Annotated in this window: 11 protein-coding genes and 1 riboswitch; of the genes, 6 read left to right on the forward strand and 5 right to left on the reverse strand. The window is 56.6% G+C overall.

The window, feature by feature from the left end:
- Window positions 1–7: 7 nt before the first annotated feature.
- Together glnE and hldE are read left to right on the forward strand one after the other, a co-directional pair.
- Complete coding sequence (gene glnE / locus ACSPHG_RS03435) at window positions 8–2,845, forward strand: bifunctional [glutamate--ammonia ligase]-adenylyl-L-tyrosine phosphorylase/[glutamate--ammonia-ligase] adenylyltransferase (RefSeq protein WP_435952140.1); 2,838 nt, start codon at window positions 8–10, stop codon at window positions 2,843–2,845.
- Between the two features lie 67 nt (window positions 2,846–2,912).
- Window positions 2,913–4,343, forward strand: coding sequence for a bifunctional D-glycero-beta-D-manno-heptose-7-phosphate kinase/D-glycero-beta-D-manno-heptose 1-phosphate adenylyltransferase HldE (gene hldE, locus ACSPHG_RS03440; RefSeq protein ID WP_435952141.1), 1,431 nt, complete (start codon window positions 2,913–2,915; stop codon window positions 4,341–4,343).
- A gap of 38 nt (window positions 4,344–4,381) precedes the next feature.
- Here the strand turns inward: hldE and ubiK are convergent, their stop codons facing one another.
- A complete protein-coding gene (ubiK, locus tag ACSPHG_RS03445; protein ID WP_435952142.1) occupies window positions 4,382–4,672 on the reverse strand; it encodes a ubiquinone biosynthesis accessory factor UbiK in 291 nt (96 codons plus the stop codon).
- Window positions 4,673–4,781: 109 nt separating this feature from the next.
- Window positions 4,782–4,929: riboswitch (FMN riboswitch) on the forward strand.
- A gap of 94 nt (window positions 4,930–5,023) precedes the next feature.
- Between ubiK and ribB the strand changes: the two genes are divergently transcribed.
- A complete protein-coding gene (gene ribB / locus ACSPHG_RS03450) occupies window positions 5,024–5,677 on the forward strand; it encodes a 3,4-dihydroxy-2-butanone-4-phosphate synthase (protein ID WP_435952143.1) in 654 nt (217 codons plus the stop codon).
- A 152-nt stretch (window positions 5,678–5,829) separates the two neighbouring features.
- Here ribB and zupT read toward each other — a convergent pair whose 3' ends face one another.
- Complete coding sequence (gene zupT / locus ACSPHG_RS03455; protein ID WP_435952144.1) at window positions 5,830–6,597, reverse strand: zinc transporter ZupT; 768 nt, start codon at window positions 6,595–6,597, stop codon at window positions 5,830–5,832.
- A 122-nt stretch (window positions 6,598–6,719) separates the two neighbouring features.
- On the opposite strand from zupT, the gene ygiD reads away from it, so the two are divergent.
- On the forward strand, window positions 6,720–7,508 hold the full coding sequence (ygiD, locus tag ACSPHG_RS03460) for a 4,5-DOPA-extradiol-dioxygenase (protein ID WP_435952145.1): 789 nt from the start codon (window positions 6,720–6,722) through the stop codon (window positions 7,506–7,508).
- Between the two features lie 43 nt (window positions 7,509–7,551).
- Here ygiD and ACSPHG_RS03465 read toward each other — a convergent pair whose 3' ends face one another.
- From ACSPHG_RS03465 to tolC, 3 genes are all read right to left on the reverse strand, one after another.
- Entirely contained in the window at window positions 7,552–8,712 is a 1,161-nt protein-coding gene (locus ACSPHG_RS03465) for a glutathionylspermidine synthase family protein (protein ID WP_435952146.1), read from the reverse strand.
- A gap of 5 nt (window positions 8,713–8,717) precedes the next feature.
- Window positions 8,718–9,386: a DUF1190 family protein gene (locus tag ACSPHG_RS03470; RefSeq protein WP_435952147.1), complete on the reverse strand. Its 669-nt coding sequence runs from the start codon at window positions 9,384–9,386 to the stop codon at window positions 8,718–8,720.
- Window positions 9,387–9,729: 343 nt separating this feature from the next.
- Entirely contained in the window at window positions 9,730–11,232 is a 1,503-nt protein-coding gene (gene tolC / locus ACSPHG_RS03475; RefSeq protein ID WP_435952148.1) for an outer membrane channel protein TolC, read from the reverse strand.
- A gap of 206 nt (window positions 11,233–11,438) precedes the next feature.
- On the opposite strand from tolC, the gene nudF reads away from it, so the two are divergent.
- Both nudF and ACSPHG_RS03485 read left to right on the forward strand, forming a co-directional pair.
- Complete coding sequence (gene nudF / locus ACSPHG_RS03480; RefSeq protein ID WP_435952149.1) at window positions 11,439–12,071, forward strand: ADP-ribose diphosphatase; 633 nt, start codon at window positions 11,439–11,441, stop codon at window positions 12,069–12,071.
- A gap of 2 nt (window positions 12,072–12,073) precedes the next feature.
- Window positions 12,074–12,496: a DUF1249 family protein gene (locus ACSPHG_RS03485; RefSeq protein ID WP_435952150.1), complete on the forward strand. Its 423-nt coding sequence runs from the start codon at window positions 12,074–12,076 to the stop codon at window positions 12,494–12,496.
- Window positions 12,497–12,508 lie beyond the last annotated feature (12 nt).

The following is a 12,508-nucleotide window of genomic DNA, read 5'->3' on the forward strand; positions in this document are numbered from 1 at the left end:
TAACCCTATGCCGCACTCGCTCCTTTTACAGCAGCACCTGCAGGCGGTATTGCCGCGTCTGCCACAAGAGATTGAAAGTCAAAGCCTAAGCGCCCAGGCGCTGGCGGTGCTGGCCTTCAGTGATTTTGTTTGCGACAGCCTCGTGGCGTATCCCGCCTGGCTGCTGGAACTGGAGCAAAGCCCCCCGCAGGCCGACGAGTGGCAGCATTACGCCGCCTGGCTGCAAGGTGAATTGCAGGACGTGCATGACGAAACGGCGTTGATGAAGGCGCTGCGCCTGTTTCGTCGCCGAATAATGGTGCGCATCGCCTGGTCACAAACTTTGCAGCAGGTGCCGACGGAAAGCTCGCTACAGCAGCTTTCCGTACTAGCGGAAACCCTGATTATTTGCGCGCGAGACTGGCTTTACGCCGCCTGCTGCCGCGAATGGGGCACGCCCTGCAATCAGGCTGGCGTCCCGCAGCCGCTGATGATCCTCGGCATGGGGAAACTGGGCGGCTGCGAGCTGAACTTTTCCTCGGATATCGATCTGATCTTTGCCTGGCCGGAAAACGGCTCAACCCAGGGCGGGCGGCGCGAGCTGGATAACGCGCAGTTCTTCACGCGCCTCGGCCAGAAGCTCATCAAGGTTCTCGACCAGCCCACGCAGGACGGCTTCGTCTACCGCGTGGACATGCGCCTTCGCCCGTTTGGCGACAGCGGCCCGCTGGTGCTGAGCTTTGCCGCGCTGGAAGATTACTACCAGGAACAGGGGCGCGACTGGGAACGGTATGCGATGGTCAAGGCGCGCATCATGGGCGACAACGACGACGCGTGGAGCCAGGAGCTGCGCAATATGCTGCGTCCGTTCGTCTTCCGCCGCTACATCGACTTCAGCGTCATTCAGTCGCTGCGCAACATGAAGGGGATGATTGCCCGCGAGGTGCGCCGTCGTGGCCTGACGGACAATATCAAACTCGGCGCGGGCGGCATTCGCGAAACCGAATTTATCGTTCAGGTGTTCCAGCTTATTCGCGGCGGGCGCGAGCCTTCGCTCCAGTCCCGCTCGCTGCTCCCCACGCTCGAAGCCATCCAGCAGCTGCATCTTCTGCCTGAAAACGACGCCCGGCGGCTGCGCGCGGCCTATCTTTACCTGCGCCGTCTGGAAAATCTGCTGCAAAGCATCAATGACGAACAGACCCAGACGCTGCCGGGCGACGAGCTTAACCGCGCGCGCCTCGCATGGGGTATGGACGAAGAAAGCTGGGATGCGCTGCAGCAGACTTTGCAGGCGCACATGCAGGCCGTGCGGCAGGTGTTTAACGAGCTGATTGGCGACGACGAGCCGGAAGCGGGCGAGGACAAAATCGCCGAGGCGTGGCGCGAGCTGTGGCAGGACGCGCTCGACGCGGACGACACTTCAGCCGTGCTCGCGCATTTAACGCCGCAAGCGCGCGGCGAAGTGCTGCGGCTGGTCAGGGAATTTCGTCAGGATACCGACAAGCGCACCATCGGCCCACGCGGCCGCCAGGTGCTGGACCAGCTGATGCCGCGCCTGCTGTGCGAAGCATGTTCACGAAGCGATGCGCCGCTGCCGCTGTCCCGCCTGACGCCTCTGCTGCTGGGCATCGTCACCCGCACCACCTACCTCGAACTGCTGACGGAGTATCAGGGCGCACTCAAACACCTCATTACGCTATGCGCCGCGTCGCCAATGATTGCGGGCCAGCTCGCGCGCTACCCGCTGCTGCTGGACGAACTGCTCGACCCGAATACGCTCTACCAGCCAACCGCAACGGACGCCTACAAAGACGAACTGCGTCAGTATCTGCTGCGCGTGCCTGACGACGACGAAGAGCAGCAGCTTGAGGCGCTGCGCCAGTTTAAGCAGGCTCAGCTACTGCGCGTTGCCGCCGCGGATATTACCGGCACGCTGCCGGTCATGAAGGTGAGTGACCATCTTACCTGGCTTGCGGAGGCGATCATCGACGCCGTTGTGCAGCAGGCCTGGACGCAAATGGTGGCGCGCTTCGGCCAGCCTAAACATCTGCGCGAGCGCGAAGGGCGCGGCTTTGCGGTTGTCGGCTACGGTAAGCTAGGCGGCTGGGAGCTGGGCTACAGTTCGGATCTTGATTTAGTCTTCCTGCACGACTGCCCGGCGGATGTGATGACCGACGGCGAGCGTGAAATCGACGGACGTCAGTTCTATCTGCGTCTTGCCCAGCGCGTTATTCACCTGTTTAGCACCCGTACTTCATCCGGCATTTTGTATGAGGTAGACGCTCGTCTGCGCCCGTCTGGCGCGGCGGGAATGTTGGTCACCACGGCAGAAGCTTTCGCTGATTACCAGCAAAACGAAGCCTGGACGTGGGAACATCAGGCGCTGGTTCGCGCGCGCATCGTCTACGGCGATCCGCTGCTGAACCGCGAATTTGACGCCATTCGCCGTGAAATTCTTACCCGCCCGCGCGAGGGCGACAGGCTGCAAACGGAAGTGCGCGAAATGCGCGAAAAAATGCGCGCTCATCTGGGCGGCAAGCATCGCGATCGTTTTGATATCAAAGCCGATCAGGGGGGGATTACGGATATTGAATTCATCACCCAATACCTGGTTTTACGCTATGCGGCGCAGGCCCCAAAATTAACGCGCTGGTCCGATAATGTGCGCATTCTGGAATTAATGGCGCAAAACGACATCATGAGTGATGACGAAGCGAAGGCGCTGACGCATGCTTACGTCACGCTGCGCGATGAGCTGCACCATCTCGCCCTGCAGGAACTGCCGGGTAACGTGGCGCTGGATGCCTTTGCCGCCGAGCGCGAGCAGGTTGAACGCAGCTGGAAAACGTGGCTGGGCGAGGCGTAAACGCGCGCTCAGGTCTAATTGTGATATTATCTCGCGCAAAATTTTTTCCCTCTCTGGAGAGTCAGGAATGAAAGTAACGCTGCCCGAATACAGCCGTGCAGGCGTCATGGTGGTTGGTGATGTGATGCTGGATCGCTACTGGTATGGCCCAACCAGCCGTATCTCCCCGGAAGCCCCGGTGCCGGTGGTGAAAGTGGATACCATTGAAGAACGCCCTGGCGGTGCTGCGAACGTGGCGATGAACATCGCTTCACTCGGCGCTAATTCACGCCTGGTTGGCCTGACGGGGATTGATGATGCCGCGCGCGCGCTCAGCCAGACGCTGGCGGGCGTTAACGTTAAATGCGATTTCGTTTCCGTTCCTACTCATCCTACGATCACTAAGCTGCGCGTGCTTTCCCGTAACCAGCAGCTGATTCGCCTGGACTTCGAAGAAGGCTTTGAAGGCGTCGATCCTGAACCTTTGCATGAGCGTATTAGCCAGGCGCTGCCGCACATCGGCGCGCTGGTGCTTTCGGATTACGCCAAGGGCGCGCTGGCAAGCGTACGCCAGATGATTAGCCTCGCTCGCGCCGCCAACGTGCCGGTGCTTATCGATCCAAAAGGCACTGATTTTGAACGCTACCGCGGCGCGACCCTACTGACGCCAAACCTCTCCGAGTTTGAAGCGGTGGTCGGCAAGTGTAAAAACGAAGCCGAGCTGGTGGAACGCGGCATGCAGCTGATTGCAGATTACGATCTCTCCGCTCTGCTGGTCACCCGTTCAGAACAGGGCATGACGCTGCTGCAGCCAGGGCTGGAGCCTGTTCATCTGCCGACTCAGGCACAGGAAGTTTACGATGTGACCGGTGCGGGCGATACGGTGATTGGCGTTCTGGCCGCCACGCTTGCCGCAGGAAATTCTCTGGAAGAAGCCTGCTACTTTGCCAACGCTGCCGCAGGCGTGGTGGTGGGTAAACTGGGGACTTCAACCGTTTCCCCAATCGAGCTGGAAAACGCGGTGCGGGGCCGTGCCGATACCGGCTTTGGCGTGATGACCGAAGCTGAGCTGAAGGTTGCCGTTGACAGCGCCCGTAAACGCGGCGAGAAGGTCGTGATGACCAACGGCGTGTTCGACATTCTGCACGCGGGCCACGTTTCCTACCTGGCGAACGCGCGCAAGCTGGGCGATCGCCTGATTGTCGCGGTGAACAGCGATGCCTCTACCAAACGTCTGAAGGGGGAAACCCGTCCGGTGAATCCGCAGGATCAGCGCATGATCGTGCTGTCCGCGCTGGAAGCGGTGGATTGGGTGGTGCTGTTTGAAGAAGACACTCCGCAGCGCCTGATAGGCGAGATCCTGCCGGATTTGCTGGTTAAAGGCGGTGACTACAAGCCGGATGACATCGCTGGCAGTAAAGAGGTGTGGGCGAACGGCGGTGAAGTGATGGTGCTGAACTTTGAAGATGGTTGTTCAACCACCAACATCATCAAGCGCATCCAGAATAACGAAGCCTGATAGCAACTTACTCCCCCGGCAAGCGGGGGAGTAAAAGATTACATTTGCGGGTCAGTTGGCGGGATAACCGCAGGCGCTGGAGTATGAGCTTCGCGGCTTTCCAGCTCGCTTAAACGCTGCTCCAGCAGGGCCAACTTTTCGCGGGTGCGCAGCAGCACCTGAGTCTGCACGTCAAACTCTTCGCGGCTCACCAGATCAAGACGAGTAAGCTGCGACTGCAGCACCTGGCGGATCTTCTTCTCGACATCATCCCCGAACTCACGAATCCCTTTCGGCATTGACTCATGAACCTGGCGGGCGATTTGCTCAATTTTTTTCGGGTCAATCATAGTGGCTTCCATTTAACCGGCGTGTTTAACCTAATTGTAATGCCTGATGGGCAGGTGATAAACCTGAAATGCCGTTGCCAGAGAAAATCATCGGCGTTATAGTAAGCCTGCTTATTCTCAGGGCGGGGCGAAACTCCCCACCGGCGGTAAATCAGCTTACGCTGAAAGCCCGCGAGCGCTCCGGTTCACGCCGGAGGTCAGCAGATCCGGTGTAATTCCGGGGCCGACGGTTAAAGTCCGGATGGGAGAGAGTAACGATCAAGACAGGCCCCGGCCTGCCCACGTTATTTTTTATAGCTCCTAAGACTGCCCTGATTCTGGTAACCATAATTTTAATGAGGTTTTTTTACCATGAATCAGACGCTACTTTCTGCATTTGGCACCCCGACTCAGCGCGTTGAACATGCGCTTAACGCACTGCGCGAAGGCCGCGGCGTGATGGTTCTTGACGATGAAGATCGCGAGAACGAAGGCGACATGATATTCCCTGCTGAAACCATGACCGTTGAGCAAATGGCGCTGACCATTCGCCACGGCAGCGGCATTGTCTGCCTGTGCCTGACCGACGAACGTCGCAAACAGCTCGAACTGCCGATGATGGTTGATAACAACACCAGTGCTTTCGGCACCGGTTTTACCGTGACCATTGAAGCCGCCCACGGCGTGACCACCGGCGTTTCTGCCGCAGACCGTATCACCACCGTTCGTGCGGCGATTGCCGATAACGCTAAGCCAAGTGACCTGAACCGCCCGGGGCACGTGTTCCCGCTGCGGGCTCAGCCTGGCGGCGTGTTAACTCGCGGCGGCCACACTGAAGCCACCGTTGACCTGGTGACGCTGGCCGGTTTCAAACCTGCTGGCGTGCTGTGCGAGCTGACCAACGACGACGGCACCATGGCGCGTGCGCCAGAGTGCATCACCTTTGCCCGCCAGCATAATATGGCGGTGGTGACCATCGCCGACCTGGTTGAATACCGCCAGACGCACGAGCGCAAAGCTAGCTAAGAGCATTAAAAAACCCGGTTTAATACCGGGTTTTTTGTAGGTGAATTATTGTTTGTCGGATGGCGCTGCGCTTATTCGACCTACGCCACTACTCTTGGTTTTTGTAGGGTGGATAAGCGATCGCGCCATCCACCAGTTATGCCAGGAGCCTATTAGCCAATCCCGCTACTCTGCAGCAAAGTCAAACTCAACCCCATCACCGCCATGCCACAAAGCACGCCGTAGCTCGGATTGTTATGCGGGTCAATCTCTTTGGCCAGCGGCATCAGTTCATCCACCGAAAGCGCCACCATAATTCCCGCCACTGCCGCCATGATTGACGCCATGAGCACCGGGGAGATCATCGTGCCAAGAATCAGCCACGCCAGCACGCCGCCGAGGATTTCTGCAAGCCCGGAAATCCCCGCCCAAAGTATAGCCTTGCGCTTCGAGCCCGTTGCCGCATAAACCGGGCCAGCGACCGCTAAACCTTCAGGGATATTGTGTAAAGCGACGGCGAGCGCAATGCCCAGCCCAAGCTCGAGATTAGCGCTGGCGGTAACGAAGGTGGCAATCCCTTCCGGGAAGTTGTGCAGGCTGATACCGAGCGTGAGGAGCAGCGCGGTGCGGCGCAAATTGGGCGCTTTTAAAGAGCCGTCCATCAGGTCCTGCGGATGCGCGTGAGGGAGGCTTCGGTCGAGCGCAAAGTAGCCCATCAGCCCGAGCACAAACATGCCGTAGCCCAGCACGGGCGACATTCCCTCGGTATGCAGCGCCGCAGGCAGCATTTCCATCAGCGAGATGAGCAGCATAATTCCTGCGGCAAAGCCAAGCGAAAACGCCAACACGCGGTTCGACGGCTTCTGGCCGATCACCCCCAAAATCGCCCCGATAAACGTGGCCCCCCCGGCAAGCAGGGTCAGGATCAACGGTACTGACATCCACAGCTCCTTATCCGACATTCAAATTTCCTGATGATCTTCATCATGCTTATCTGAGTTCATCCAGCCTCGAATGGGCGTAATGTTGTGTCATTCGAACTTATCCGCTTAAGGAAACTCCTATGACAACCCAACGTATGCCCGCGTTATTCCTTGGCCACGGCAGCCCGATGAACGTGCTGGAAGATAACCACTATACCCAGGCCTGGCGTCATTTGGGAGAAACTCTGCCGCGCCCGAAAGCGATCGTGGTGGTGTCCGCGCACTGGTTCACGCGGGGCACTGGCGTGACGGCGATGGAAACGCCAAAAACCATTCATGATTTTGGTGGATTCCCGCAGGCGCTGTACGACACGCATTACCCGGCGCCCGGTTCTCCGGAACTGGCGCAACAGCTTGTTGACCTGCTGGCTCCTGAACACGTCACGCTTGATAAAGAAGCCTGGGGTTTCGACCACGGCTCGTGGGGCGTGTTGATCAAGATGTATCCGAATGCGGATATTCCGATGGTGCAGCTCAGCGTCGATAGCACCAAGCCGAACGCGTGGCACTTTGAGTTGGGCCGTAAGCTTGCGAGCCTGCGTGACCAGGGCATCATGCTGATTGCCAGCGGTAACGTCGTGCATAACCTGCGTACCGCGCGCTGGCATGGGGAGAATACGCCTTATCCATGGGCTGAGTCTTTTAACCAGTATGTGAAAGACAACCTGACGTGGCAGGGGCCAACCGAGGAACACCCGCTGGTGAACTATCTGAATCACGAAGGTGGGGCGCTGTCGAACCCGACGCCGGACCACTATCTGCCGCTGCTGTACGTTCTGGGCGCGTGGGACGGGAAGGAGCCGATTACGCTGCCGGTGGACGGCATCGAGATGGGATCGTTGAGTATGCTGTCGGTCCAGATTGGGTGATAAAAAAGGCGCGATAATCGCGCCTTTAACTTTTCATGACTTCTTACTCGACAAAAACGTGCGGGTAAAAACGCGAAAGATCCTGCGTGATTAGCGCGTGGTCCTCACGAATACCGATCCCCGCCGGCTGGTCGTCTATCAGCCAGCTGCCAATCAGCGTGTAGCTATCGCCATATTTCGGAAGCTGATAGAACTCCTGCACTATCATACCTTCTTCGCCGTAAGGGCCATCGACGCGGGCAACTTCCTGGCCGTTTTCGATGATCTTCACGTTTGCGCCTTCGCGAGAGAAGATTGGCTTCACAACGTATTTATCCATTGCCGGATGGTCGTCTTCCGCGAAGTACGCTGGCAGCAGGTTAGGATGATTGGGGAACATTTCCCACAGCATCGGCAGCAGCGCTTTGTTGGAAATAATGCTTTTCCAGGCCGGCTCAAGCCAGCGTACGCCTGCGTCTTCAAGCTTGGTGGAGAACACCTCGCGCAGCATGTATTCCCACGGATAGAGTTTGAACAGGTTACTGATAACCTGATCCTGCAGATCGGTAAACTGGCCTTTTTCGCCAAGGCCGATCTCTTCCATGTACACGAACTCGCTTGCGACTTCGGCTTCTGCTGCACAATCCTGCAGATATTGCACGGTGCCGCGATCTTCTACGGTGTCCTGGCAGCAGGCGAAATGCACAAGGTTAAAGCCGTGCTGCTGTTTTAGTTCGGCAAACCGCTCGATGAGCTTTTCCTGCAGGCTGTTGAACTGATCGCTTCCGGCGGGCAGATTTCCGGCCTGAATCTGATCTTCCAACCAGATCCACTGGAAGAACGCCGCTTCGTATAAGGAAGTGGGCGTATCCGCGTTGTTTTCCAGCAGCTTTGGTTCGCCTACGCCATCCCACGCCAGATCGAGGCGGGAATAAAGCGAAGGCTGCTGCGTGCGCCAGGACTGGCGCACAAATTCCCAGGTGTGCTTCGGAATGCGGAATTTAGCTAGCAGCTCATCGCTGCTGACGACTTTTTCAACCACCTTCAGGCACATTTGGTGCAGTTCGGCGGTGACCTCTTCCAGTCGTTCGACCTGCGGGAGCGTCAGTTTGTAGTAGGCATCTTCACACCAGTAGGGTTCGCCGTACATGGTGTGGAAGTTGAAGCCGTATTCGGCGGCCTTTTCGCGCCAGTCCGGACGCTCGGTTATCGCAACTCTTTCCATTATGCTTAGCCGCCCATCGAACGGGAAGAACCGGTCGCGCTGCTACGCTGCATGGTTGATTGCTTGGCAACGGAATCACCAAAGCCGCCGCGAGTAACGGTGCTGGTGGTGGCCGGTTTCGGTGCCATGGCTGTTTTCGGAACGGTAGTCGTGCGGCCCGGGGTTGCTGCGCCGTAGCTCTTACCGCTGGCATCAGCGTATTTTCCGTAGGCCGGGCTTGCCGGGTTTTTGGATGAGAACAGCGGCTGCTGGGCAAAGCCCGCACCGCCGCCCATCAGGCGACCCATCATGTAGCCTGCCATCAGCGGCATCCAGAAGCTGCCGCTCTGCTGGGTCTGCGCCTGGTTTTCACCCGCCATGCTTGCCTGGGCCGGAGCCTGCTGGCACTGGCCTTCGCCAAATTCAGCAATACACTCTTCGCGAGAAGCGTATTTAGGCGCGGTGCGCTCCGCTTCTTTTAGCGCGTTGTTATAGGAGGTGGTGCATTCCGCACTTTTGCCCGGGTTAGCCTGGGCGCAGTCGTCTGCGTTTTGATACATGGAGACGGTTTCGTCGTTTTGTTCACAGCCCGCGAGCATAAACACGGCGGTGACCGCCAGCGCAACCGGCGTTAAATGCCTGGCGTTCCAGCTTTTGCGGAACGACGCGTGGTTTATCGTTTTTGTCCGTTTCATTTATCTATCCTGAGCCCAAAGGAATGAAGCCTGTAAATCCGTCATACTTCAAGTAGTGGGGGTGTTGGCTGCATCCGCGCGCCACAGTCACATAGTTAGCTATGCTCCTGGGGACTTACGGCTGGCCGGCTACCCACAACTTGAATTATTTTGGATGTAGTTGCCCTTAGGATAGGGGATGAATGGTCGAAATTAAAGCGGTGACGTAGGTATGCCGGGGGATCTTTACGTTGCCTTACGTTAAAGGGCGCAAGTTGTGACAGGGGTAGGGCTTAATAAACAATAAAGCCCCGAAAACAGCGTTTTCAGGGCTTTGGATTAAGCGAAGCTATCGCTTAAGCAATCAGTTGCCGAATGGGTTACGGGCGCCGTTGCTGGTCGCTTTTGCCGGCTGTGCGACTGGAGCCGCCTGAGCCGAAGCGTTGGTCGTGGTATCAGCGGTATCCGCCGTGTAGCCATCCGCACGTGCGTTCTGATCTGGCGTTTCTGGCGCTACGCTGTCCGCGGTAGTCGGAACCGGCTTACCAAGCGTTGCGTTAAGGGAAACCAGATCCTGTTCGTTAAGCGTACCCAGGGCCTGCTTGATATTCAGCTGGTTGATCAGGTAGTTATAACGAGCGCTGGAGAGCTGCTGCTTCGCGTTATACAGCGTAGTGGTCGCATCCAACACGTCAACGATGGTACGCGTACCCACGGAATAACCGGCTTCCATCGCATCTAACGAGCTTTGTGCAGACACAACGGCCTGTTTGTAAGCGTTGATGGTACTGATGGAGGCGTTCACGTTATTGAAGGAAGAACGCACGTTCTGCACGACGCTGCGGTGCGCGCTTTCGAGCTGTTCGCTGGCACCCACAAAGCTGTACTGCGCCTGCTTGACCTGGGAATTAACCTGGCCACCCTGGTAGAGCGGCAGCGAGAAATTCAGGCCGATTTTGTTCTGACCCGTATTGCTGTCGTCATACTGCGCGCTGTTAGTTTTCGAGCCGCTGTAGGTGGTATCGGAAATACCTGTAGAAGCGGTTAAGCCAACGGTTGGCATATGGCCTGTCTCTGCGTAACGAATTTGTTCGCGAGCCAGATCCTGAGACAGACGAGCCTGTAACAGCGCAAGGTTACGTTTTTCAGCTTCCTGCAGCAGGCTGTTCACCGCCTCTGGCTTATTGGTTTTGAAGCCATCAACGTTCAGGGAAGCCAGAGAAGGATAGTAGTTACCGGTTACCTGACGCAGAGATTCCACCGCGTTATCGAGGTTGTTACGGGCGGTTACTTCGTTTGCCAGCACGTTGTCGTACTGCGAACGGGCGTTCTGCACGTCGGTAATGGCTACAAGGCCTACGTTAAAGCGCTGGGTCGTCTGGTCTAACTGACGGTAAATCGCCTGTTTCTGCGCTTCAGTGTAGGAGAGTGCATCAATGGCGCTCAGCACGTTAAAATAGGCCGTCGCGGTGTTCAGGATCAGCGTTTGCTGGTCAGTCTGGTAGGTCACGTCCTGGATACCAGCCGATTTTTCCTGCAGGGTCAGCGCACGCCATCTCGACATATCAAAAATGGTCTGCGTTAACGACAAAGAGGCACCGGTACTATTGGAGTTAACGCCATTTACATCGCGGTAACCGTTGCTGTAGGTGTAATCTGCACCAAGGCCGAGCTGTGGTAATAACGGGCTGCGTGCTTCGTTAATTTTCTCGAATGCGGCGTCACGGTCTGCAGCGGATTTACGTAAATCCGGGTTGCTAAGACGCGCCTGCTGATAAACCTGCATCAGGTTTTCTGCCTGGCTCATGGCGCTGAAACCCGTTAGGCTCAGACCGATAAGGATTGGGAGCAGTTTCTTCATTTGCATTCCTTGTTGTGAAGCAAAATTGTTTTTTGTTTGTGCTAATTGAGTCGAAATATTTGCCGATTCTAGCAGAGTCCGCCAACGGGGCGGGTTGGCGTAATGTGCCATCCACCCTGAATTTGTATCAATCTATCACATAGCTTGTGAAACGGCAGTCAAACAGGCTTGAAAACGCTCAATTCATTACCATAAGACTTCAGGACATCATCATGAGTAAGCCAAAGAATACGCTTGTCACATTAGCCAAAAACGATGTTGAAATTATTGCACGGGAAACGCTTTACCGCGGTTTTTTTTCACTCGATCTTTATCGTTTTCGCCATCGCCTGTTTAACGGTGAGATGAGCGGTGAAGTTCGCCGCGAAATTTTTGAACGCGGGCACGCTGCGGTGCTGCTACCCTATGACCCTGTGCGTGATGAAGTCGTGCTGATTGAACAGATCCGCATCGCGGCTTACGACACAAGCGACACGCCATGGCTGCTCGAATTGATTGCCGGAATGATTGAAGAAGGCGAAAGCGTTGAGGACGTGGCGCGTCGCGAAGCAGTGGAAGAGGCCGGATTAGTGGTTGGGCGCACCAAACCCGTACTCAGCTACCTGGCAAGCCCAGGAGGAACCAGCGAACGTTTGTCGATACTGGTGGGCGAAGTGGATGCCACCGCCGCTGAAGGAATTCACGGCCTGGTGGATGAAAACGAAGATATTCGTGTTCATGTGGTGAGCCGGGAAAAAGCTTATCAGCTAGTAGAAGAGGGGTCCATCGACAACGCTGCCTCAGTCATCGCTTTGCAATGGCTGCAGCTGCATTATGAAAAACTGCGAATAGAGTGGAACGACTAAATATGAAGCGCTACACACCTGACTTCCCTGAAATGATGCGTCTGTGCGAAACCAACTTCGCCCAGCTGCGCCGCCTGCTGCCGCGCAACGACGCGCCAGGTGAAACCGTTACCTATCAGGTTAATAGCGCCCGATATCGGCTGACCGTGCTTGAATCGACTCGTTACACTACGCTTGTTGAAATTAAACAGACCGCGCCTAGCGTCAGCTACTGGAGCCTGCCGTCAATGTCCGTCAGGCTTTACCACGACGCGATGGTGGCGGAAGTGTGTTCAAGCCAGCAGATCTTCCGTTTTAAAGCACGTTATGATTATCCTAATAAAAAGTTGCATCAACGCGACGAAAAGCATCAAATTAACCAGTTTCTTGCTGATTGGTTGCGCTACTGTTTAGCGCATGGAGCGATGGCGGTTCCGGTTTATTAGAGAGAGTGAAAC

The sequence above is a fragment of the Dryocola baronae genome (genome assembly GCF_051297175.1).
Lineage (GTDB): Bacteria > Pseudomonadota > Gammaproteobacteria > Enterobacterales > Enterobacteriaceae > Dryocola.

Coding starts and splice junctions, on each gene's coding strand:
- glnE (WP_435952140.1), top strand. CDS start 8: ATGCCGCACTCGCTCCTTTTACAGCAGCACCTGCAGGCGGTATTGCCG.
- hldE (WP_435952141.1), top strand. CDS start 2,913: ATGAAAGTAACGCTGCCCGAATACAGCCGTGCAGGCGTCATGGTGGTT.
- ubiK (WP_435952142.1), bottom strand. CDS start 4,672: ATGATTGACCCGAAAAAAATTGAGCAAATCGCCCGCCAGGTTCATGAG.
- ribB (WP_435952143.1), top strand. CDS start 5,024: ATGAATCAGACGCTACTTTCTGCATTTGGCACCCCGACTCAGCGCGTT.
- zupT (WP_435952144.1), bottom strand. CDS start 6,597: ATGTCAGTACCGTTGATCCTGACCCTGCTTGCCGGGGGGGCCACGTTT.
- ygiD (WP_435952145.1), top strand. CDS start 6,720: ATGACAACCCAACGTATGCCCGCGTTATTCCTTGGCCACGGCAGCCCG.
- ACSPHG_RS03465 (WP_435952146.1), bottom strand. CDS start 8,712: ATGGAAAGAGTTGCGATAACCGAGCGTCCGGACTGGCGCGAAAAGGCC.
- ACSPHG_RS03470 (WP_435952147.1), bottom strand. CDS start 9,386: ATGAAACGGACAAAAACGATAAACCACGCGTCGTTCCGCAAAAGCTGG.
- tolC (WP_435952148.1), bottom strand. CDS start 11,232: ATGCAAATGAAGAAACTGCTCCCAATCCTTATCGGTCTGAGCCTAACG.
- nudF (WP_435952149.1), top strand. CDS start 11,439: ATGAGTAAGCCAAAGAATACGCTTGTCACATTAGCCAAAAACGATGTT.
- ACSPHG_RS03485 (WP_435952150.1), top strand. CDS start 12,074: ATGAAGCGCTACACACCTGACTTCCCTGAAATGATGCGTCTGTGCGAA.